Origin of the sequence: Methylovulum sp., from assembly GCF_028687615.1 — a bacterium.
Classification (GTDB): Bacteria; Pseudomonadota; Gammaproteobacteria; order Methylococcales; family Methylomonadaceae; genus Methylovulum.
Window position 1 is genome coordinate 241,845 of the sequence record NZ_JAQTZU010000001.1, and the last position, 24,977, is coordinate 266,821.

The 24,977-nt window shown below is 54.0% G+C and carries 14 protein-coding genes; all 14 read left to right on the forward strand.

Features of this window, described 5'->3' with window-relative positions; genetic code table 11:
• The 14 genes from PHH59_RS01215 to PHH59_RS01280 all read left to right on the forward strand — a co-directional run bounded on the left by PHH59_RS01215 (position 1) and on the right by PHH59_RS01280 (position 24,783).
• On the forward strand, positions 1–10,602 hold the full coding sequence (locus PHH59_RS01215; RefSeq protein WP_300009918.1) for a filamentous haemagglutinin family protein: 10,602 nt from the start codon (positions 1–3) through the stop codon (positions 10,600–10,602).
• A 442-nt stretch (positions 10,603–11,044) separates the two neighbouring features.
• Positions 11,045–12,949 carry a DUF2341 domain-containing protein gene (locus PHH59_RS01220; protein ID WP_300009921.1) on the forward strand — a complete coding sequence of 635 codons (1,905 nt, stop codon included), beginning with the start codon at positions 11,045–11,047 and terminating at the stop codon, positions 12,947–12,949.
• Positions 12,950–13,126: 177 nt separating this feature from the next.
• Positions 13,127–13,531, forward strand: a complete 405-nt coding sequence (locus PHH59_RS01225; RefSeq protein ID WP_019867937.1) for a biopolymer transporter ExbD — start codon at positions 13,127–13,129, stop codon at positions 13,529–13,531.
• Between the two features lie 4 nt (positions 13,532–13,535).
• On the forward strand, positions 13,536–13,862 hold the full coding sequence (locus tag PHH59_RS01230; protein WP_300009929.1) for a hypothetical protein: 327 nt from the start codon (positions 13,536–13,538) through the stop codon (positions 13,860–13,862).
• Positions 13,814–14,497, forward strand: a complete 684-nt coding sequence (locus PHH59_RS01235; RefSeq protein ID WP_300009932.1) for an energy transducer TonB — start codon at positions 13,814–13,816, stop codon at positions 14,495–14,497. The genes PHH59_RS01230 and PHH59_RS01235 overlap by 49 nt, the downstream gene beginning before the upstream one ends.
• Positions 14,498–14,715: 218 nt before the next feature.
• Entirely contained in the window at positions 14,716–16,527 is a 1,812-nt protein-coding gene (locus PHH59_RS01240; protein ID WP_300009936.1) for a putative porin, read from the forward strand.
• 11 nt (positions 16,528–16,538) lie between these two features.
• Positions 16,539–17,237 carry a hypothetical protein gene (locus PHH59_RS01245; protein ID WP_300009939.1) on the forward strand — a complete coding sequence of 233 codons (699 nt, stop codon included), beginning with the start codon at positions 16,539–16,541 and terminating at the stop codon, positions 17,235–17,237.
• A 163-nt stretch (positions 17,238–17,400) separates the two neighbouring features.
• Complete coding sequence (locus PHH59_RS01250) at positions 17,401–18,855, forward strand: oligosaccharide flippase family protein (protein WP_300009942.1); 1,455 nt, start codon at positions 17,401–17,403, stop codon at positions 18,853–18,855.
• Positions 18,856–18,954: 99 nt separating this feature from the next.
• Positions 18,955–20,007, forward strand: coding sequence for an AI-2E family transporter (locus PHH59_RS01255; RefSeq protein ID WP_300009945.1), 1,053 nt, complete (start codon positions 18,955–18,957; stop codon positions 20,005–20,007).
• Between the two features lie 139 nt (positions 20,008–20,146).
• Positions 20,147–20,983, forward strand: coding sequence for an OmpA family protein (locus PHH59_RS01260; protein ID WP_300009948.1), 837 nt, complete (start codon positions 20,147–20,149; stop codon positions 20,981–20,983).
• A 304-nt stretch (positions 20,984–21,287) separates the two neighbouring features.
• Complete coding sequence (locus PHH59_RS01265; protein ID WP_300009951.1) at positions 21,288–21,569, forward strand: F0F1 ATP synthase subunit C; 282 nt, start codon at positions 21,288–21,290, stop codon at positions 21,567–21,569.
• A 3-nt stretch (positions 21,570–21,572) separates the two neighbouring features.
• Complete coding sequence (locus PHH59_RS01270; RefSeq protein WP_300009954.1) at positions 21,573–22,361, forward strand: F0F1 ATP synthase subunit B; 789 nt, start codon at positions 21,573–21,575, stop codon at positions 22,359–22,361.
• Complete coding sequence (locus PHH59_RS01275; protein ID WP_300009957.1) at positions 22,358–23,899, forward strand: alternate F1F0 ATPase, F1 subunit alpha; 1,542 nt, start codon at positions 22,358–22,360, stop codon at positions 23,897–23,899. Before PHH59_RS01270 ends, PHH59_RS01275 begins: the two co-directional genes overlap by 4 nt.
• A gap of 2 nt (positions 23,900–23,901) precedes the next feature.
• Positions 23,902–24,783, forward strand: coding sequence for a F0F1 ATP synthase subunit gamma (locus tag PHH59_RS01280; protein WP_300009960.1), 882 nt, complete (start codon positions 23,902–23,904; stop codon positions 24,781–24,783).
• Positions 24,784–24,977 lie beyond the last annotated feature (194 nt).

Below are 24,977 nucleotides of genomic sequence, written 5' to 3' on the forward strand. Positions count from 1 at the left end.
ATGAATAAGAAAACGTTTTTCACAACGACGGACAGTGACCGTGGCTTCCAAACCAAGCCATTAGTTTTAGCCATCCGCGCCCTAATCGCCAGCGGTTTGGCAATCGGCGGTGGGCTGCCGCCCGCTTATGCCGAACTGCCCGTGCCATCCACCCCGGTCACGCTGTCCAACACCCCCGTCGATATTGCCGCCCAAGGCCACGCGGCGGCAGCGGTGTCCGGCAACGCGATGACCATCAAGCAAACCACCGACAAGGCCAGCATAGACTGGCAAAGCTTTAATATCGACGCGGGCAATAGCGTCCGTTTCGACCAACCAAGCTCCACCTCGGTGGCCCTGAACAACATCCACCAGGCCGATGCCAGCCGCATCATGGGTTCCTTGACCGCCAACGGCCAAGTTTATCTGGTCAACCAAAACGGCTTTGTGTTCGGCCAGAATGCGCAAATCAATGTCAACTCGCTAGTCGCCACCACCTTGGGCATCAGCGAAACCGCCTTTCAAAAAGGCCTGACCAAAGCCTTCGAGGATAACGGCGAGGCCGCGCTACAAGGCAATGGCGAAGTCTATCTCAAAGACAAGCAAGGCAACTTGGTTCACGACCAGAACGGGCAAAAAATCAAGATCCAGATATTTATCGAGCAAGGCGCAAAGATCAAAACCAATGCCTCTGGCGGCCGCGTCATTATCGCCGCGCCCGTGGTCAACAACGCCGGAACCATAGAAACGCCCGACGGGCAAACCCTGCTCGTGGCGGCTAAGGACAAGGTATATTTGCAGGAAGCGGGCGGTGATTCGGACATACGCGGCCTGCTGGTCGAAGTCGGCACGGGCGGTGTAGCCACTAACACGGGAAAAATCTTGGCGGAGCGCGGCAACGCCAGCCTGATGGGTTTTGCCGTCAACCAACAAGGCAAGGTTTCGGCGACCACCTCGGTCAACCTCAACGGCTCGGTCAGGCTGCTCGCCCGCGAAGGCATACAAGACCCATCCGGCACCGGCGGCAAGCTGCTGCCCAAATCCACCGTCAGGACGACAGCCCTTGATGACGGCCTGGGCACTAAAGCCACCGTGCATCTGGCTAGCGGCAGTGTGACCAGCGTGGATTTGGATGCCGACAAATCCGCCACGGCGATAGACGCCCAGGCACAAAACCGCTCAAACATAGAAATCAGCGGGCATGACGTTTATCTGCACAACCAATCCACGGTACAGGCAAAATCAGGAAATATTGGCATCACCGCCGTGGATGACCCGACTGACAGCAGCGTCAAAGGCAATGCACGGATTTTTCTGGAATCGGGCAGCGTGGTCGATGCGTCCGGCGTTAAAGACGTGAAAGTGGCGATGGAACGCAATGTCCTGACCGTGGAATTTCGTAAAAATGAGCTGCGGGACGCACCCTTGCAACGCGACGGCGTGCTTTACGGCAAAAAAGTCAATGTGGATATCCGTGACGCCAGCGTAAAGTACGATGCCGACGGCAAACTGGTTTCCGCCACCATCCCCGTCGCCGACATCAAAGGCGCGGTGGAGCGTATCGCCCGCAATATCGACGAACGCAGCACCAGCGGCGGCACGGTAAGCCTTAAATCCAGCGGCGATGCCATCACCCAATCGGGCAGCAAGATTGATTTTTCCGGTGGCTCGGTGGCGTACCAGGACGGCTACATCGAAACCACCAAGCTGCTTGCCGACGGACGGATTTATGACATTTCCGCCGCCGATGCCAACCGCCATTACGACAGCATCCTGGGCTTGGTGTCCGATAGCCATCCGAAATGGGGCGTGACCGAAACGTGGACGATCCCGGGTCTCGGAACCAGGCGTTTTGAATCCGCTTATATCGAAGGCAAAGCGGGCGGCGCCTTGACTATCGCCGCTTACGAAACCTCGTTGAACGGTACGCTGGACGGTTCCACCATCGCCGGAACCCTGCAAAGGACAAGCGGGCAACGCGCGGCGGGCGGCAGCTTGGCGATTGATTTAAACAACGGTTTTTTACTTAGCAAACAAGATGTTGTGTTCAACAAAAGCGAGAACCTGATCAATAAAGGGCTGGACATCGGTTTCAATGATGCCTTGCCAAGAAACGCGGACGGCTCCGGTGACGTGGCGGCATTAAACCTGGACGCCGGTTTGTTCAACCGCTCCGGCATCACCCATGCCAGCATCAAAACCAACGGCATGGTCAGCTTACAGAAAGGGGTCCGCTTGGACTTGCCTGTTAATGGCAGCCTGAACTTAGCGGCAACGGGCTTTAATATACGAGGCTCAATCATCGCGCCATCTGGCGACATCAGCCTGAAACCCGTCACGGTGGGCGATACGCTATTGCCCACTAAAATCACGCTGGGCGGTTCGGCACTGATAGATGTTGCCGGACTGTGGGCCAATGATGTCCTGGACAGCAAGCAAGGCAATCCCTTGGGCGCGATTGCCAGCGATGGAGGAACTGTCACACTGGTTGCCGAACAAGCCGATTTGCGCCTGGAAAAAGGCAGCCGCATTGATGCCAGTGGCGGTGCTTGGCTGGACAACCAATCCCAAATCACCGCAGGCCAAGGCGGAAGCATCCAACTGACCGCCGCTACCCACGATAGCGGTGGCGAAGCATCCACCCTGATATTGAATGGCAGCTTGGCGGCATGGTCGGTAAACCACGGCGGCAGTTTACAGCTAAGCAGCAACGAAGTGGTCATCGGCGCCGCCAAAGATGCGCCGGTACATGACGGTGCAAGCACGACACCGCTGATATTAGCCCCTGACTTTTTCCAGCAAAACGGCTTTGCTGATTACAGCCTCACTTCCACAGTCTATGGCCTGAAAGTGGCCGACAAGGTACAGCTCAAGCTCCAACAAAAGAATCTGGAATTGCGTCCATCGCTTAGCACACAAGCGTCCGGCAGCCATTTGCAAGCCTTCGGCACCGTTGTCACCTTGCCGAAAACAGAACGTAATCCCGCTAATCTGACCCTGTCTTTTCACGAACTGTTGGCCCAAAACCGCAAGGAAGCCCTTAATATCGGCAAAGGCGTACTGATTCAAACGGATGCAAAAGGAGAAGTGGAACTCAATTCCGACACCTCGGTTTTTGTTGACGGGGCCATCAACACGCCCGGCGGCAACATCGCCATCAACATCAACACACCGACCAGCGGCGACAAGGGCTTTTTTGCTTCCCAGGGCATCTGGCTCAGTTCGTCCAGCCGTTTATTGGCTAAAGGCGTGTTCAAACCCGAACTGAACGATCTCGGCTTAAAGACTGGCGACGTGTTGTCCGGCGGCACTATCGCGCTGAACGCCAAACGCGGCTACATCGTCACCCGTAGCGGCTCGGTCATAGACGTGTCCGGCGCCTCGGAAAACCTGGATTTCCAGCAACCTGACCCGTCCGGCGCAAATTTTAAGACCGTCTCGAAAACTATCGCATCGGCTGGCGGGACTATCCGCTTCAATGCCGGCGAAGGCATGCTCACTGACGGAAGCCTGAAAGCGGCGGGCGGCAACGGCGCGGCGGGCGGCACCTTATCAGTCGAATTGGACCGGGGCCAGCGCAACAAACCGCTAATTAAAATCCCCAGCGGCCTGTTCCCCGATGATGTCAATGACGCGTTGCCTCGCACCATTATTATTTCTGACGATAGACTAGCCTCCATCCCCAAAGGCTTGGCGCAAGGCGGTGGCATCGCCTCAAACAAATACAGCGGGCGGGCTTTTTTTAAGGACAGTCAAATCAATAGCGCGGGTTTTGATTCGTTGCTGTTCAAAACCGATGTCCTGGGCGCAAACGGCAAGTATGCAGGTAGCATCCAGTTTAAAGGCGATGTGCATTTGGCTGCGGCGCGGCAAATCGTGCTCGACACGCCCACGCTGCAAACCCAGGGCGGCCAGGTTAGCCTTAACACCGCCTACGCAGTGCTCGGATCCAGCCTAAGCCGTATCGACACCGATCTAGGCGACGGCAAATTTTCAACGACATTGACACCGGCCGCCAAAACCGGAACGGGCAAATTCAGCGTCATTGCCAAGGGCATAGATTTAATCGGCGGCCAGAGCTTCAACGGTTTCAACAAAGCCAACCTGACCAGCCTAGGCGACGTCCGCACGGTCGGTATCCGCCTGAGACCGGACACCAAGGATTATCTGGGCGAGCTGAAATTGGCGGGGAACTTGACCATCAAAGCCAGCCAGATTTATCCGGCGACGCTGACGGATTATCAAATTTCCGTGGGTGGCAAAGGCAATGAAACTGTCAATATCCTCAAAAACGGAGATTCGCCCGCTCCCGTTTATTCGGCGGACGGCAAACTGACGATCAACGCGCCGAACATCATCCAGCAAGGCGTAGTGAAGGCCCCCTTCGGTTCATTGACCTTCAATGCCGACAAAAAATTGACCTTGGCGGCGGGCAGCCTGACTTCCGTTTCGGGCAATGGACTCACCATCCCGTTCGGGCAAGGTTCGGATGGCTTGAACTGGCTGTATCCACTCGACAGCACAGGCAGCACGAATATTGTCATCGACACCCCGCCAGAAAAACGCCTGGCCTTGAACGGTAAAAACGTGGACTTGAAGGCAGGAGCTAAAGTTGATTTATCTGGCGGGGGCGATTTGTATGCTTACGAATTTATCACCGGCCCTGGCGGTTCAACGGATGTGCTGGATGCCAACACGTCAGGTTACACGCAAAAATTCGCCGTCATCCCCACGCTACGCAACGCGCTCACGCCTTATGACCCGCAAGAATTTTCCGCATCGGGCCTAAACGTCGGCGACAGCGTTTATCTCGGCAAGGGTTCCAATTTGGCGGCGGGTTGGTACACGCTGTTGCCCGCGCATTACGCGCTATTGCCAGGTGCTTACCTGATAACGCCTAAAGCCGGGACGCAAGATATGCTGCCCGGCACCGCCATCACCGATTTGGCGGGGGCGACCATCGTGGCAGGCCGTTATGGCGTCGCCAGCGCCGGAACCAAAAATGCCCGCTGGCAAGGTTTTGCCGTGGAATCCGGCACGATTGCGCGTACTTATTCCCAATACACCGATTATTTCGCCAATAGTTTCTTTACCGCCAAAGCCGCCTCAGATGGCGTGATAGTTTCGGCTTTGCCTCAAGACGCCGGAACACTGGCGATCACCGCACAAACGGGCTTGTCTTTAGGTGCAAAGCTGCTGGCGGCCCCCGCAGGCAAGGGCCGGGGCGGGCAAGTTGACATCAGCGCCGACCATCTGGCCATCGTCGGGCGGCGTGAAGATGTCACAAATGGAGATTCCGGCATCGTCAGATTGTTGGCGGATGATCTCAACCAACTGAACGCCCCTAGCCTGTTGCTAGGCGGTGTGCGCAATAAAACCCAAAACGGCCAGCGCGTGGCAGTCTCGTCGCAAAGTTTAAGCATCGCAGGCGATGTGCTGTTGCAAGGCGAAGAAATCCTGTTGGCGGCGAAAGACGAGCTTAAGCTTGAATCCGGTGCGACGGTGGAAAGCACTGGCAAAACCGGCAACGACGGCACGGATCTCGTGGTTTCCAATAAAGGCCAAAATAACAGCGATGGCGCATTGTTGCGCGTGTCCGCATCCGGTCAGGCGGACGTTAGCCGCGACAAGGCCGTGACCGGAAAAACAGGGACGCTGATCGTTGAAGCGGGCGCACTATTAAAATCCGAAAACTCGATGTTGCTGGATTCCACCAAAGACACGGTTTTCGATGGCTCTATCGCCATGCAGGGCGGCTCGCTGGCCTTGAAAGCCAGCAAAATCAGCCTGGGCGGCACGCCGTTGGGCACGTCCGGCCTAGTGCTGTCCGCCACGCAATTCAACTTGGATGAATTAAAACTGACCAGCGCCAGCGATTTGGACATTTACGGTGGTGTCGCCGTCAATACCGGCCTGCTCAGCATTGATGCCGCACAAATCAAAGGCTTTGACAATGCAGGCGCCACGGCGTCGCTGACGGCGAAGGTCATTAAATTGACCAACACCGATGCAAAAGCTAACGGCATAGGCAACGGCACCGGCATCTTGTCGCTCAACGCCGACGAGATACAGTTGGACAGCGGCAACTACGCCATCAACGGCTTTGGGCAAGTCAACCTGAACGCGGCAACCGCCATCAAAGGTTTGGGACAAATTCTCGATGCCACCACCGGACAAAGCTCGCTGACCGCCGCCGGAAACCTGGGCGTCGCCGCCGATTTGAACCTCAATGCCGGTCATTTCATCGGCGACATAGGCGCGACCACCCGCGTGGACGCCAGCGGACATCAAGTGACGATAACGTCCCCAGATGCCGGAAACCCATCGTGGACCAGCGGCTTGGGCGCAAGCTGGACTATCCAAGGCGATGCCATCAGCAGCACCGGACGTTTTGATCTGCCTTCCGGCCTACTCAAATTGACGGCCTTGAAAGGCGACCTTGCCTTAAACAACGGTTCCCGTATTGATGTTTCAGGCCGCAGCCTTCAATTTGCCGAGCTATTGACAGCCTCGCTAGCGGGCAGCGTGTCACTGTCGGCGGAGCTAGGCAATATCACGCTTGCTTCCGGTGCCGGCATCAATCTGGCGGGGGCTATTTATAACCATCAACAAACCAGTGATGCAGGTGCATTGACCATCCACGTCCCTAAAGGCCAATTCAATTGGGACGGCGGCATTACCGCATTGGCTAACGCCCAAGCCAATACGCTATTGAAGCAAGGCCAATTCAAACTAGATGCGGATAGTTTCGGCTCTGGCGGTTTTTCCACGCTCAACAACAAACTGGCGGCGGCGGGTTTCACCGAAACAGTAAGCTTAGAACAGCACAGCGGCGATGTAACGATAGCCGCGACCGACACCGTCACCGCCCGCCAATTTGAATTGCTCGCCGACCAGGGCAAGGTCACGCTAGCCGGAACCATCAACGCCAGCGGCAACAAAGCGGGTGAAGTGTCGATATACGGACGCAACGGCATTACTGTGGGCGCATCCGGCAAAATCATCGCCACGGCAAGCACGGCGGGAGCCGATGGCGGCAGTGTCACGCTGGATACCGTCCACCGCGACGACACCGGCAGCGGCTTGCTGGATTTGTCACAAACGGGCGGCGTGATTGATGTGTCCGGTGGCAGGTTACAGGATTCTGAAGGTAGCGCGGGCGGTGCGGTGCATCTGCGTACCGGACGTGACGACGCGTTGCACACCGTCAATGCCACCGGCATCCATACCCGCATCACCGGGGCCGATGCCCAGCGCACGGCATTGGAAGCCACCCGCGTCTACGATGGGCAATCGGTCATCAAAACCGCCACTATCAACGCCTGGCAAAAAGACACCCGCCATTTTATGGATGCCGCGCCGATCTTGGCGAACTTTTCCGGTGCAACCATCAATTTATTGCCAGGGCTTGAAATTCGCGGCACCGACAAATTGACCTTGGCAAACTCATGGGATTTACTGGGCTGGCGTTATGCCGATGCCCAAGGCGGCAAAACTTTGCCGGGCTTCCTGACGCTACGATCTGAAGGTGATTTGAACATCAACGCCACCTTGACCGACGCCTTCGCAACCGCGTTTATCCCCGGCCAATCATCGACCAAATTGCAAGATTTGCTGCAAGGCGGACGCTCGTGGAGTTATAACCTGATCGCTGGCGGCGATGTCAATCTGGCGAATAGCTATCTTGCGCCCGACCCTTTCGGAACGGGCGAAAAAGTCAGTGCCCAGGTGATGGTCAGGACGGGTACGGGCAGCATCGGCATCAACGCAGGCGACGATATTCAATTTGTCGGCAACCCCGGCGATGCCACCGCCTCCGCCGCCGTTTATACGATGGGCAGGCCCGCCGAATACACCCGTGGACAATTACTGGGCGGCGCGGTGCCGGGTGTTCCGGCAAAAGGGGCGGGCGAGAGCGATGCGGATTATCTGAACCGTCTGGATCCGGCACAAATGAATACGCTGCTGCGCTACGGCTATTTTGACGAAACCCGCTTAGGTTTGGTGTTTGCGATTGCCGAATACCCCACCCAAGGCGGTTCCATCAGCCTGAACGCAGGCGGCAATATCAGCGGCATCAATACCGGGCAAGAAATCAGCGACTGGCTGGTGCGTAGCGGTGTCATCGACGAAAACAACCGCCCCACCGCCTGGGGCATCAATATCAGCGGCGACCGCACGGATGCCGTCAACGATATTTCCTCCAAGGGCAAACATACATTCAACTTGAACGTGGGGACCCTGGGCGGTGGTGATGTTACGGTTGATGCAGGCGGCGATGTGCGTAACCTGTCCGTGATGTTGCCGACCACGGGCAAGCCGTTCGGCAAGTTGGGCGATGCGACCAACCAATGGGCGCAGACGGGTACGGTCATTAACGGTGGCGGTGATTTGCACATCACGGCAGGCAACGACATCGTCGGTGGCGAATATTACCTTGGACGCGGCACAGGCAATTTGAATGCAGGCGGCAGTGTGGCGCGTTCGTCAAACCAGCTCGGCGCCATTCTGGAATTGGGCGATGGCAGCTTTACTATCCAAGCACGCCAGAATGTCATTATCGCCTCGGTGTTCAACCCCACCGTGCTGAAACAAAACAACTTATTGCCGCAAGCCGCGGGTGGCGATTCGAGGTTTTTCACTTACAACAGCTCCAGCGCGGTCAATCTTGCCGCCACCGCCGGCAATATCGTGCTGGACAATGATGTTGATGCGCTCAGGCTGGCAAAAAATATCGACATCAGCAGCTCATCGGGCTTCGAGTATGCCGTTTATCCAGGAAGCCTCTACGCGGAAGCCTTGTCCGGCGATGTCCGCATCAACCATTCCATGACCTTGATGCCATCGGCGCAAGGCGAATTGTTGCTGCTCGCAGGCCGCAACGTAAGCACCGACAGCGATGCGGCGCAGTTGATCAACATCAATATGTCCGATGCCGACCCGTCGTTCCTGCCCGGCGTGGATACGCCCGCGCAACAGCTAGAAGGCAGCCTGAGCGACGGCCTGATCAGGGCCAGGGAACGGCTAGACCCCTCGACACCCGATGCCACGCTCATCCATGCGGCGACACCCATCCACAGCGGCGATGCGTCCAGACCAACGATCATCGCCCAACTGGGCGACATCAGCTTTGCATCCAACTCCGAAGTGACCTTTTACCTACCCCAAGCGGCTGAATTTATCGCCGGGCGGGACATCAACAACCTGAGTTTGTCCGGGCAGAATTTGTCTTCGGGTGACATTACCCAAGTCAGGGCCGGACGCAACCTCCGCTTCGACGCCTTAATCGACGGCGACGGCATCGTGCAAGCCAATGACAAACAAATTGAACTGGGAGGGCCCGGGCAATTGCAAATCCAGGCGGGCCGCAACATCAGCCTGGGCGGATCAAATGGCGTCAACACCATCGGCAACACCAAAAACGCGGCGTTGTCGGCGGCGGGCGGCGCGGGCATCGACGTGTTGACGGGCATTTCCGGCCCCGTGGATTACGCAGGATTTATCAACAAATATTTTGCTATCGGCAGTGGCTATCTGAATAAACTGAAGCTGATCGACGATAACGGCAATGACGCGCTGGCCGGTTTGCCGCCTGAATCCAAACTATTCTTTTTGCAAAGCCTGCCCGATGCGGTTAAGCAGCAGTTCTTGCTAAGCGCCTTGTTCAATGAAATCAAACAATCCGCAGCCGCCGCAGCCGCCGCACCGGAATCCCAACGCAAGGCTTTATATCAACAAGGCTTTGATGCGATTGCCACGCTGTTTCCGGGTAGCAAATACCAAGGCGATTTGTCGCTAGTGTTCAGCCAAATCAAAACCCTGGCGGGCGGCGGCATTAATCTGGCCGTGCCGGGCGGCGGCGTCAATGTCGGCCTGGCCGGAAAAGTCGGTGGCATTTCCAAAGGCGCGGACGAACTGGGTATCGTCGCCCAACAATCAGGTGACGTGAACGCCATCAGCCTGGGCGATTTCAATGTCAACCAATCCCGTGTCTTCACGATGGGCGGCGGCGACATTGCCATCTGGTCATCCAAAGGCAATATCGACGCAGGTAAAGGCGCGAAATCCGCCATTTCCGCGCCAGCGCCGATCACCAGCGTGGATTCCAAAGGCAATATCATCACGATATTTCCGCCGATAGTGTCGGGTAGCGGCATCCAGACCATCAACCCGCAAGACAAAAACCAAAAACCCGGTAATTGCTCCCTGCATTACTCTACCTCTGTCCATAGACCACCCTTTAGTGGTGGCATCCCTACAGTCGAAGGCAATGTTTATCTCGCCGCACCCGTGGGGGTTATTGATGCAGGGGAAGCGGGCATCAGCGGCGGGAAACTGTTTATCTCGGCGCCCATTGTGCTCGGCGCTAACAATATCTCATCATCCGGCGGTTCGGTCGGTGTGCCGACTGCCGTGACCACGCCTGTCGTGCCATCAGGAGCGGCGGGTGCCGCCGCCAGTGCCGCCAAACAGGCGACGCAGGCAAATGAGGGCCAGGAATCCCAAAATAGCGACAACGACAAGAAAAAATCCGCAGCCAGCATGATCAGTGCCGATGTGGTCGGTTACGGCGATTGTAGCGTCGCCGATGTGCGCGAGGGCAAGCCCGGATGTGGCGGTTAGTTTTATCCAAATCGTTCCCGCGCTCCGGCGTGGGAATGCCGGATGTGACGCTCCAGCGTCACGGGACGCAGAGCGTCTCTGGCTGCATTCCCACGCCGGAGCACCACTGCCATTAAGTTAAGAAAACATGCAAATAAAGCAGATAGTTATGTTGATAAATCCCCCCTAGCCCCCTTTTTCAAAGAGGGGAATTACTGACTGGGAATTGAAATCAGCGGAGGTGTTGCCTTCCACCCCTAGCCCCCCTTTTTCAAAGAGGGGAATTACTGACTTTTTCGCTGATATTGTAAGGAAACGGTCTTCCCCCTTTGAAAAAGGGGGATTGAGGGGGATTTTTAAAATCTACAACATAATGATTTTATGGTCTTATTCCTTAACTTAATGGCAGTGACGCCGGAGCGCGGGAACGATAGTATTTTTTTAATTTAAGAAAACCAGACCCATGAAAAAAAACACCCACCCCCCCCTAAAATTCGCCCTGCTGCTATTGCTGTTGCTAATCCCCACCGCCGCATCAGCCTGGTGGAACAACGACTGGTCATCACGCAAGCCCTTGACGGTGGATGCCGGAACAACGGGCGCGGACATCCAGGAAACCCTAACCGATGTGCCAATGTTGCTACGTTTGCACACTGGCAACTTCGGTTATTTCGCCGAACTCGCAGAAAACGGCAAAGACTTGCGCTTCATGCTCGATGACAAAACCGCGCTCAAACACCATGTCGAAAAAGTCGATCCATTGGCGGAATTGGGCTTGGTGTGGGTGAAACTGCCGACCGTGCGCGGCGGCATCAGCACCGATTCGTTCACGATGTATTACGGTAATGCCAATGTCGCCCTTGTGCCCCAGGGGGTAGACGCCTCTGATCCGCAAGGCATTTACGACGTGAACCAGGCTTTGGTCTACCATTTCAGCGAAGGTGAAACCCTGCCGCAGGATGCCACGGCTTACGCGCTGAACGCCCAAGCATCGAAAATCACTGTTGATCCGGCGGGCTGGATAGGCGCGGCGGCGAAGTTTGACGGGACTGGCGGCATCAGTGTCAGTGCCGCGCCGCCATTGGCAATTACGCCGGATAACGGCTGGACATTCAGCACCTGGGCGAAAATCGACCAGGAACAAAATGTCGCGCTGGTGCAAGCGGTGGACGGTGACAATAAGCTGGCGCTGACCTTACAGGGCACGGCCTTGACCGCCGTGTACCGCAATGCCCAAGGCGAAGCGAAAACCGCCGCCGCACCGGTCACGCTGGGGCAATGGCAGCACATCGCCGTGACCGCGCAAAAAGACAAGCTCATCTTGTACCTGAACGGGCAAGCGGTCGGCAACACGCCAATCAGTTTAGCCGCAATGAATCCGTCATTGCTGATTGGTGAAGGCTTGGTCGGCCTGCTCGATGAAGTGCAAATCGCTAAACAGGCGCGTAGTGCCGATTGGCTGAAATTCCAGTTCCGCAGCCAAAGCCCCGATTTCACGACCGTCAATTTTGGTCAGGACGAGTCCGGCGGCGCCGCCGAAGGCCCGAATTATTTCGTCATCATCCTGCAAAGCTTGACCGTGGACGGTTGGGTGGTCATCGCCTTGTGCGGCGTGATGTTTGTCATCAGCTTGCTGGTGATGGTCGGCAAGGGCTTGGCCTTGAAACGCGCCAGCAAAGACAACGCCGCTTTCCTGAAACAATACCGCAATGTCGATGCCGAGCATCTGGGCGATTTGGACAGGGACGAAAGCGAGGAAGACGAAGAAATCAGCGAATCCGAATTTTTGTCTTCGCTGGTCGGCAAGCACGACCATTTCCAAGGCTCGCCGATTTACCACATCTACCATGCGGGTGTGCATGAGCTGAAAATCAATTTCACGGATAGCTCAGTATTGTCCGCCGAAGGTTTGAATTTAGTCCGTACCCGCCTGGATGCGGCGGTGGTGCGCGAAACCCAAAAACTGAACAAAAATATGGTGTTGCTGACCATCGCCATTTCCGGCGGGCCGTTCTTAGGGCTATTGGGCACGGTGTTGGGGGTCATGATCACCTTCGCCGTGATTGCCGCGACCGGCGATGTCAACATCAACTCCATCGCCCCGGGTATTTCCGGTGCGTTGCTGGCGACGGTCGCGGGTTTGGCGGTGGCAATCCCGGCCTTGTTTGCTTACAACTACCTGCTCACGCAAATCAAGGACATCACCGCCGATATGCACGTTTTCACCGATGAGTTTTTGGCGATGGTTTCCAAGCGTGTCGCTGACCGCCAACGTAGCGATAATAGCCTAAACGTCATGTTCACCGAGGAATTTATCAACCTGATCGCCGAGCGTGTCGCCGCCAAACAACTGGGGCAAGCATCATGAAACATAACGGAATTTTGGTAGGTTGGGTTAGCGATAGCGTAACCAGACAAAATCTGCATAGTAATCGTTGGGTTACGCTATCGCTAACCCAACCTACAAGACTTACGGAACGGGTAGCAAACCCGTTCCGGCTTTCGTCCTCGGACGTATCGCCACCAAACAACTGGAGCAAGCATCATGAAGGCGAATGAAGAAGGCAAGGTTTACGACGACATCAACATCACGCCCATGCTCGACGTGGCTTATGTGTTATTGCTGATTTTCATCATCATGACCACGGCGACCGTGCAGGGCATCACCGTCAACCTGCCCAAGGCCAGCAGCACGCCGTCTTTGTCGAAACCCAAGACCAAGGCGATTTCCATCACCAAAGACGGTACGGTGTATCTGGACACCTATCCTATTTCACTGGCGGATTTGGAAACCCGTTTGGGCCAGTATAAAGCCGCCACGCCGGATTTGCCGGTGGTGGTGAAAGCCGATGCCGCCGTGCAATACGAGAAAGTCATCGAAGTGCTGGACATCGTCACCCGTTTGGAAATCAGCCAACTGGGATTGGTGACGCAGAAACTGGTGAAGTAGGCTTATGAAGCAAATGTTTATTGAACAAAAGAATTGTCCACGAAATGCACGAAAAAGCCTTAAAAAATTTTGGGATAGTGATACTCCCTGGTTTTTTCGTAGGGCGGGCAAACCGCTTTATCGTTTGCCCGCCTTTGCTATGGATAACGGCGGGCAGAACAGCGTTGCCCACCCTACACATCTAAAATTTTCAGGCCAGTTTTCATTCAACCATGACCAAAATTCTTTTGATTTTTTTCGTGTCCTTCGTGTTTTTCGTGGACAAATTATAGGAAATGCTGGATGGCGACATTACCCAAACATCAACGCTGGTTACGCAACCTGCCGTTGATCATCGGCATCGTTCTAGCCTTGGCTATTGCGGTGGCCGTGTATTTTCTGCAAGGCCTGTTTCCTAAACCCGCGCAACCGAAAAAGCAGATGCAGCAAATCACGATGATCCAACCGCCGCCTCCGCCGCCCCCACCACCGCCGGAAGTAAAACCGCCGGAACCTGAGCCTGAACCGGAAAAAATGCCGGAGCCGGAACCAGAGAAAGAACCGGAACCTGCACCGGAATCCGCCGAAGAACCGGCGGGTGAGGAATTGGGCGTGGATGCCGAAGGCGGCGCCGGTTCGGACGGTTTCGGTTTGCTCGGCAAAAAAGGCGGGCGCGGTTTATTGGGCGGTACCGGGGGTAGCGCGATTTTATGGTACGGAGGGCAAGTCAAGCGTGGCCTGGAAGAAGAATTGCAACGGGTGTTGGCGGACAGTCCGGCGCGTAAAGCCGCTTACAGTGTGCAGATGAATGTTTGGGTGAGTAGCGACGGTAACGTCAACCGCGCCGAACTGGCGGCATCCAGCGGCAAGCCGGATGTTGACCAGGCGATACGCGCCGCTTTGCCAAGCTTGCGTTTTAGTTTGCCGAAAGCACCGCCGGAAAATATGCCGCAACCGTTGAAAGTGCGGGTGACTTCTAGGATGTAACTCTCGTTCCCACGTGCTGTGTCACTGCCCACAGTTCGCTGGTTTCGCTCGTTCCCAAGCTACAGCTTGGGAATGCGGGATGGGAAGCTCCAGCTTCCCGTCATTCTCGAAGCTAGAGCTTCTGAGACTTGGGTTACCAAGCCAGAGCAACCAGCGGACTGTGGGCAGTGAAGCTGGAGATTGGGAACGAGCTAACTAAAATAACGGGAATAATGATAATGACCAAAAAAACCCTAGCGGCCTTACTGGCCAGCTCGTTGGTGACGCCGATCATGGCGGACGAGAAAACCGAATTGCTCAAGCTCAGGCAAGACATTGCCAAGGAGCGTGAGGAGCTGCTCGACCTTAAAAACACCACGGCCAATCTGATTGAGGTGTTCGTGCAGCAAGGTTTGTTGGACAAACAAAAAGCGCAAACCCTGATGAAAGCCGCCAAAGCCAAAGTGGCGACAGAAAGCCGGCAGGAACTGGCAACAACGGCGGCTGACGGACAAACCGCCACCGAACCGGACACCGCAACCCAACCCAAAAGCCCCAAAAGCATCCGTTTTGCCTACGTCCCCGAATTCGTCAAGGAAGAAATCCGCCAGGAAGTCATTGCCGGCCTGACCAACAAAGTCGTCACCGAAGTCAAGGCCGATGCCAGGAAAGAACAATGGGGCATCCCCGCCGCCTTGCCGGAATGGGTCAACAACATCAAAATTTCCGGCGATGTCCGTTTGCGTGCCCAGGATGATTTCTTCGGCCCGGCAAACACGCAAAACGCCTATCTGGATTATCTCAACATCAACCAAGATGGCGGTCATTTGGCGGCCCACAACAAAAACCAGGAATACCTCAACACCACCAATGACCGCTTACGCTTGCGTGAACGTTTCCGGCTGGCGATTGACGCCAAAGTCACCGACGGCCTGAAAGCGGGGTTCAGGCTGTCCACCACCAACGAATTCAGCCCGGTTTCCAGCAACCAAACCCTGGGCAACACAGGAAAAACCTTTGAAGTCACCATAGACCGCGCCTTTATCCAATACGATTTTGTCGATAGCCGGCACAACGATTGGTTCACTCTTTGGGGCGGGCGTATCGCCAACCCGTGGCTGTCTACGGAAATGCTGTACAGCTCTGATTTAAGTTTTGAAGGTTTTGCAGGCACGTTCCGCTGGCATAGCAACCAGGACAATCCGGTGGTCAAAAACTATCAGGCCGCAAACCCCAATTCACGTTTTGGTTTGCAAATGGGCCCGCAAACCCCCGATTCGTTGTTCATCACCTTGGGCGCATTCCCGATACAAGAAGTCAATTTCTCGACCACTGACAAATGGCTGTTCGGCGGGCAAATCGGTGCCGACTGGCTGATCCATAACGATTCACGCCTGAAAGCCGCCGCCGCGTTTTACGATTACGAAAACACCCGCGCCCGCGCCAATGCCCGCGACAGTTTCACTTACGATTGGACAGCGCCGCAATACCTGCAAAAAGGCAACACCTTGGTGCCGATCAACGTCAACGACGGTTTCAACAGCCGCTGCACCGACAGCCAAAGCTTGCAAGGCCAGCCCTGCCTGTTTGGCCTGGCTTCGGATTTCAAAATCTTCAACGCCACGGTGATGTACGATTTTGCCGGTTTTGCCCCGACCCACGCCTTGGTGTCCTTGGATTACGCAAAAAACCTAGGCTATGACGCGGGCCGTATTGAACGGGAATTCCCCGGATTCCTGAAAGGCAATAACAAATCCCGAACGGATGCTTTCCAAATCCGGCTGGATGTCGGCAAACAAGAAATCAAATATTTCAAAGACTGGAGCGCGATTTTGGCTTACCGTTACATCCAACGTGACGCGGTTTTGGATGCGTTCACCGACACCATTTTCCATCAGGGCGGCACAGATGCCAAAGGCTGGATGATAGGCGGCAATTATGGTTTGGCGAAAAACACCTGGCTGATGTTCCGCTGGTTCAGCACCGAAGCCATTGACGGGCCGCCACTGGACATCAATACCCTCTCGATGGATCTGAACATGCGTTTGTAACGGAGACTGACATGAACCAGAATCCCAAGATTTATGGCTTGCTAATGCTATGCCTGCTGGGCGTGCAAACCATCGCCGCGCCTAAACCGGAATCTTCCGGGCAACAGGCGTTAAAAAAAGCCCAAGGTGTCGTCCGGCAGCTAACCGAAGAAAAGCAAGCTTTGGAAAACGAAAAAGCCGCGTTGCTGGAGCAGGTGAAAAAGCTTGAGCTTGCCGCGAAACAAATCGAACCTCTGCAAGGTGAAATCCTGTTGCACAAAACCCAGGAAGATTCTTTGCGCAACACCAACGGCGCCTTAGAAACGCAGTTGCAGCGCGAACGCGGGAAACAACAGGAACTGCACCGCAAAATCAAAGACATTGTCGCCCAGGCCAAGCAAATCCAGAACGACAACCAGCTTCTGGTTTCTGCGATCGGCGAGCGCGAACGCTGGATAAAGCAATGCACAGACAAAAACGGTAGTTTGATTGAAGCCAACCGCGCTTTGGTCGGCAAATATCAGGACAAAGGCTTCTGGGACAAGGCTGCGGAACTGGAACCGTTCACGGGCATAGCCAAGGTCGAAACCCAAAACACCGTCGAGACCTACCAGTTTAAATTGGAAGACCTTAAAGTCACGGATTTTGAAGGCAATATGAATCCCGTATCGCAAGGCAAGGATGGGGACGCTACGGCTTCGGGTGGGTCAAGCGCTAGTAAGGAGAAATAGAGGGTAGAAACTTATCGGTATTTTTCCAAAAAAACCAAAGGAATTCAGGCAAGGTAACTTTAGTGGCTGGCACTTACTTAAAAGATTGCCCGCAAACACACTATGAAAAGCTTATCTCTTATATAATCCCCAGTTTTTATTGGTCAAAACCCCACATACCAACATGGGCATCCTCAAAAAACTGGCCTCGCAAACGGCAATTTACGGACTCAGCAGTATTTTCGCCCGTTTTCTTAACTACCTATTGGTACCGCTGGTCACCTATGCGTTCCCGGCGAAAGAATACGGGGTGATTTCAGAATTTTATGCATATTCAGGCTTTTTCTCCGTCTTGCTGTTGTGCGGTTTTGAAACCGGTTATTTCCGATTTCGCGATAAGGAACAAACCACACCTGATGTCGCCTATTCCACCGCGTTACTTTTTGTATTATTACTTAACATACTGTTTTTTATAATTATTTTATTAAGCAACCAATCCTTGTCGGCAGCCCTCAATTACGCGCAACACCCTGAATATGTGCTGTGGTTTGGGATCATTTTGACATTGGACGCCATCGCCTCCCTGCCGTTTGCGCGTCTGCGGGCGGAAAACAAGGCGTTCCGTTTTGCCGGTATCAAAATGGCGGAAATTTTGGTGATCGTTTTGTTGACCTTGTTTTTCATCGTCTATTGTCCAAAAGCCTATGCCGATAATCCGCCGTCTTGGCTGGCTCTTGTTTATCATCCAGCTATCGGCTTGGGTTATGTGTTCATAGCCAATTTGCTGGCAAGTACCTGCAAATTTTTGCTGTTGGCCCCACAATTGGCGGGTATTGTTTGGGGATTTGACCGCCATTTGTTCGGACGTATGCTGCGCTATTCGGCTCCGATGGTCGTCATCGGTTTTGCGGGCATCGTCAATGAAATGATAGACCGGGTGTTGCTGAAATACTTGTTGCCTTATGATTTCTCCACGAACATGAAAATGTTGGGTATTTACAGTGCCTGTTACAAGCTGTCCATGTTGATGTCGTTGTTTATCCAGGCGTTCCGCTACGCCGCCGAACCATTCTTTTTTGCTTACGCCGACAAAAACGACGCCCGTGACATTTACGCAAACGTGCTGAAATTTTTTGTGATTTTTTGTGTGTCCATCTTTTTGCTAGTGACGCTGTATCTGGATTTTTTCCAATACTTTCTGGGTAGTGAGTTCCGAACCGGCTTAAATGTCGTGCCGATTCTGTTGCTGGCAAACCTGTTTTTGGGGATTTATGTCAATCTGTCGGTTTGGTACAAGCTCACTGACCGCACCTTAATGGGCGCGTGGGTGTCGTTGTTTGGGGCGGCGTTGACGATAGGCTTGAATATCTGGTGGATTCCGTTGTACGGTTACGAGGGTTCGGCATGGGCGACGCTGGCCTGTTATGCCAGCATGTCGGTGCTTTCCTATCTGCTGGGACGTTGGTTTTATCCGGTCGCTTATCCAATCATACGCATCTTGGGCTATATCCTGTTAGGACTCGGCTTGTATTTTGCGCGGGACTTCTTGCAGGTTTATCTGGTTTGGCCTGGGTGGTTATTGTCATCAGCCTTGCTGGGTGAGTATTTGCTGCTGGTGGCTTTGCTGGAAAAGCGTTAGTCACCCAAAAAGCTTAATCGCCACTTATAGTAGACAGTGTGTTTTCCCAGTGTGTTCGGTGTTAGAATGCCCCATTGTTTTAACAACCTGTAATCCGTCATGACCGATCCACTGCAAATTCGGGCGCGTTTTATCGCCGCCGCCATCCTTATTTTATTGGGGGCTTGGTTCGTCCAGGGTTTCTTGCCTTTATTAGCGTGGGCGGTGGTCTTGGCAATCAGCACTTGGCCGATTTATCAACGCTTATTGATCAGCAAAGAACTGCATGGCAAAGTCACTTGGGGAGCGGTGGCACTAACCTTGCTCATCGGCGCAATTATCCTGGTGCCTTTGAGTTACGGCTTGGTGAAGTTGTTTGCCGAAGCCGAATCGCTGGGACAATGGTTGATGGAAGCCCAGAAAACGGGCATTCTACCGCCTAATTGGCTGGAACATCTACCTATGGTTGGCGCGTCCGCAAAAGAATTCTGGATCAATTCATTAGGCAGCAAAGAAGCCGCCAACAGCACTTTTCACTGGCTAAGCACCAGCGGGGCATTGGGCTATACCAAAACTTTCGCGGGCCACTTGATGCAACGTTTCGTCAGTTTCCTGATTATTTTGCTGGTGCTATTATTTGTTTATCAGCACGGCGACACCCTGAGCCGTCAAGTGCTGGCCAGCAGCCGCCGTATCTTTGGCGACATTGGTGAACGTTATCTGCGCCATGCCGCCGCTGCCGTGCGTGGAACAGTCAATGGCATGATGCTGATAGGCATCGGCAAAGGTTTGTTGATTGGGGTCGGTTACCATTTGGCGGGCATGGGGCATCCGGCGATTTTAGGCGCGTTGACGGGGCTTTTTGCGATGATCCCCTTCGCCGCCAAGCTGATTTTTGGAGCCTGCTCACTGGTATTGGCAGCCGAAGGCCATTATACCGCCGCTCTGGTCTTGTTCACTTACGGCATGGTGCTGACGTTAATCGCGGATAATTATGTGCGCCCGGTGTTAATCGGCAACGCCGTAAAACTGCCGTTTATCTGGACCTTGCTGGGTATTTTCGGCGGCATGGAAGCGATAGGCTTGCTCGGCCTGTTTTTAGGGCCCACCCTGATGGCGGTGCTGATGTCGGTATGGCGTGACTGGATTGAAGACCTGGAAAAATCGGCGTAGCTTTTAAAAATCGAAAATTCAGTTTTAATTAAGCATGGCAACCTATATTGGCGGCCTCCAATAATGGCATTTAAAAACAACATGACGACCCGGTTGGATGTCATGGAAACAATAACCACAACTTAAAGGCGATACCCTTATGAAAAAAATTTTAATATTAGGCATAACTTCCGCATTGCTGACCGCTTGCGTAACCGATCCCTACACGGGCCAATCCAGCATGGGCAACACCGCTAAAGGCGGCGGTATCGGTGCATTGGCAGGTGCTGGTGCCGGTGCGCTATTTGGCGGCAACAAACTGGAAAACGCCGGCTGGGGCGCGTTGGCAGGCGGTGTCGTCGGTGCGGCGGTCGGTGCCTACATGGACAACCAGCAACAAGAAATGCAGCAATCCCTGCAAGGCACGGGCATCGAAGTGCAAAGGACCGCCGAAAATACGCTTAATCTGACCATGCCCAGCAGCATCACGTTTGGTTTTGATTCCGCCAATTTGACCCCGCAAGCACAAACCGCATTGGATTCCGTTGCCAGAGTATTAAACCAATACGCTGATTCTTCAATCAAAATCACCGGGCACACCGACGATAGCGGTGCCGATAATTACAATCAAAAACTGTCCGAACAACGCGCCGCCAGTGTTTCCGGTTATTTGTCCCAGCACGGGGTCAACTACGCGCGTTTGGCAACCGAAGGCATGGGCGAGAAAATGCCGAAATTTCCGAACACCAATGAAGCCAACCGTGCCCAAAACCGCCGTGTTGAATTGGCGATTATCGCCAATAATAACGCAGGGGCTGGACAGCAAAAACAACAGCAGCAGCAACAGCAACAAGGCTATCCGCAACAGCAGGGTTATCCACAGCAACAAGGCTACCCGCAACAGCAGGGTTATCCCCAACAACAAGGCTACCCACAACAGCAGGGTTATCCCCAACAACAAGGGTACCCACAGCAACAAGGCTACCCGCAACAGTAAAGCTATCCGCAATAAACCAACCATTATTATCCATATTTAACCTCCCCCTGAACTAGCATCCACAGGCAAGCAGACAACCCTTAATCGGGTTTGTCTGCTCCGAAACCAAACCGCCCGCTACGGATGGGTATATGACCACACGGAACTATACACATACAGAATCTTTTGCTTGAGCCTTTAACCCCTGAGGTTGCGGCGGTTATTAATGCCAGTCAGTAATCATGCCGAACGGTATTGATCGCCAACCCGACTAAGATTTTTCGTGCTTTTCGTGGACAACCAATAAAATCAACAAGGAAATACTATGGACAACATAACCTTAATCGCCATCGCTTCAATCATCACCGCCGGTTTGACCACCAGTTTCGGTTGTCTTGGCCCGGCACTGGCGGAAGGCAAGGCGGTTTCGACAGCCCTCACGTCATTGGCGCAGCAACCCGATGCGTCCGCCACCATCACCCGAACCTTATTCGTCGGGTTGGCGATGATCGAATCCACCGCCATTTATTGCTTCGTGGTTTCCATGATCCTGATTTTCGCCAATCCGTTTTGGAACCATGCCATTGCCCAAACTGTAGGAAAGTAAGCCATGTTGATTGATTGGTTCACGGTTGGGGCGCAGACGCTCAATTTTCTGGTTCTGGTCTGGCTGATGAAGCGGTTTTTGTATCAGCCTATTCTTCATGCCATTGACGCACGGGAGAAACGGATTGCCGCTGAACTGGGCGACGCCGCCGCAAAAAAGGCTGAAGCCCAACAGGAACGTGATGAATTCCAACAAAAAAACCAAGCGCTTGCCCAACAACGTGCCGCGCTCTTAGAACAAGCCATCGCAGATGCCCAAGCCGAACGCCAGCGGCTTATTAATGAAGCCAAACAAGCCGCTGATGCCTTAAGTGCGCAACGGCTGGCGAGTTTGCGCAGCGATGCCAAAAATCTGAAAGAAGCCATCCGTAACCGTACCCAGCAAGAAGTGTTTGCCATTGTCCGTAAAGTCTTGGCTGATCTTGCCGATACTGCTTTGGAAGCGCAATTGTGTGGACACTTCATCCGCCGCTTACATGCGATGGACGCACAGGATAAGGCGGTGCTGGCGGAAGCCATCAAAACCGCATCGGAACCCGCCCTCTTGCGTAGCGCATTTGCCTTGCCTGAAACGCAGCGTGAAGCCATACAACAAACGCTCAATGACATTTTCTCAACACAAGTCCCGCTTAATTTCGCGAGTTCAGCAGAATTAGTCGCTGGCATAGAGCTGAGCGTCAACGGGCAAAAAGTGGCGTGGAGTGTTGCCGATTATTTAGGTTCAATGGAGCTAGCCATAGACGAATTGGTGCCAGCGGACGCAAAACAACAAACGAATCCCAATCCCGAATGAACAACGAAGCCGAAAGCCTGCAAAACATGTTCGACCATACGTTTGCAGACATAAGCCAGACGTTAAAAACCTTCACGCCGCAGCTAAAACCACGCGAAGTTGGCACGATCACCAGTGTCGCCACAGGTATCGCCAAAGTGTCGGGTCTGCCCGGTGTGGGCTTTGAAGAATTGGTCAAATTCCCCGGCGATGTGTTTGGCATCGCTTTCAATGTCGATGAGGACGAAATCGGCGTGGTGTTGCTGGGCGAGCACTGGCAATTGCATTCAGGCGATGAAGTCGAACGCACCGGACGGGTGATGGACGTGGCGGTGGGCGATGGTTTGATAGGCCGCGTCATCGACCCGCTAGGGCGGCCTTTGGACGGCAATGGGCTTATCACCGCCAGCGGACGCTTGCCGATAGAACGCCCCGCCGTCGCCATTATGGATAGATCGCCTGTCACCGTGCCGTTGCAAACAGGCATTAAAGTCATTGACGCGCTGATTCCCATCGGGCGCGGTCAACGCGAACTGATATTAGGCGATAGGCAAACCGGCAAAACCGCGATTGCCATCGACACCATCCTCAACCAACGCGGGCAAGATGTTTTGTGCGTATATTGCGCCATCGGCCAACGGGCTTCCGCCGTCGCCAAAACTGTGGCGGTTTTGCGTGGGCAAGGGGCGTTGGCTTACACCGTTGTCGTCGTGACCGAAGGCAATGATCCGCCCGGACTCGCCTACATCGCTCCGTATGCGGCAACCAGCATTGCCGAGCATTTCATGGAAAAAGGCCGCGACGTGCTGATTGTTTATGACGATCTTACCCAACATGCGCGTGCATACCGCGAGCTATCCTTATTGCTGCGTAGGCCACCCGGTCGTGAAGCGTTTCCGGGCGATATTTTTTATATCCATTCGCGTTTACTCGAACGGGCGACGCATTTGCGCGAAGAATTGGGCGGCGGTTCGTTGACAGCTTTGCCGATTATCGAAACCGAAGCGCAGAATATGTCCGCTTATATCCCAACTAACCTAATTTCGATTACCGACGGGCAAGTCTATCTGTCGCCGTCGCTGTTTGAATTGGGCGTGCTGCCTGCGGTTGACATTGGCAAATCGGTGTCGCGGGTCGGCGGTAAAGCGCAACGGGCGAGTTACCGTGTTGTCGCGGGTAACCTCAAATTGGCTTACGCCCAATTCGAGGAACTGGAAACATTTGCCCGCTTTGGCGCACGGCTGGATGAAAATACGAGAAAAATCATCGAACATGGGCGGCGTATCCGGGCCTGCTTTAAACAACCGGAATTCGCCCCGGTCTCCGTACCCGCGCAAATCAGCATTTTATTGGCTTTGACGGAAGGGCTTTTTGATCCTATTCCGCTTGAACAAATGCAAGCCGCCGAACAGTCTGTCCAAAAAGCCGCCACCACTATTCCGGCGGCGGTATGCGGACGTTTCGCAACAGCGGAACAGTTAAGCGACGAAGACCGTAAGCTATTGCTTGAAATAGCGCGGCAAGCACTCGCCAGTTTCCAAGCAACGCTGACCGTATAGCCATGAGCGACAGCCAGGCCAGCTTAAGCCGAAAAATCAGCAGTGCGAAAGAACTCCAGTCCGTTGTCCGCACCATGAAAGCTTTAGCGGCATCCAGTGTCGGGCAATATGAAAATTCGGTACGGGCTTTGGTGGATTACACGCGGACGGTGGAATTGGGCTTAGGCGCGTGTTTTCGCAAAAACCAACTTGGCATCTTAGGAGCGGCAGAGGAAAAAGCTACGGCGACTACTTACGGGGCCATAGTTTTCGGTTCAGATCAAGGTCTGGTCGGGCAGTTTAATGATGTGATCGCCGATTTTGTCCTGAAAACACTGGCCGAGTTGCCTGGACAAGCGCAAGTCTGGGCGGTCGGTGAACGCGTCCATGACCGTTTGGCGGCAGCGGGTTTACCGATGTTAGGGTTGTTCGCCGTCCCCAACTCAGTCAAAGCTATCGCGCCGTTGATTGGACAAATTCAAGTCGACAGCGAAACTCATCGCGCCCAACAGGGCTATGCACATCTCTATGTTTTCCATAACCACCCGCAAACCGGATCGCTTTACGAACCCAGCAGCCAGCGTTTATTGCCACTGGATTTGGTATGGCAACAACGTATGGCAAGCATCCCTTGGCCTAGCAAAAATTTGCCCGAAACCCTGTGCGGTGGCACGGCGACCTTACGCTCCTTAATCCGTGAATACCTGTTCATCTCGCTGTTTCAAGCCTGCGCCGAATCCTTGGCAAGCGAAAATGCCAGCCGTTTAGCGGCAATGGAACGCGCTGAAAAAAATATCGACGAATTGCTGGAAAATTTGCATGGCACGTTCCACCGTTTGCGGCAGAGTTCGATTGATCAAGAACTTTTTGATGTCGTATCGGGCTATGAATCGTTGACGAAATGAGAGATAGTGCTAACAGACAACAACATGATGCCGTTCGTGGTATATCAATCACTTTCCAAATGTAGATATAATGCCCTATGGGAGCGGGCTATAAAGTTAAGATGTAATTGATAAAAATCAAAAGATTATGAGAATTTCTAAAAAACAATAAGCCTATGTTTTTTTAAAGCCCGTTCCTGCAGGCTCGAACCTTG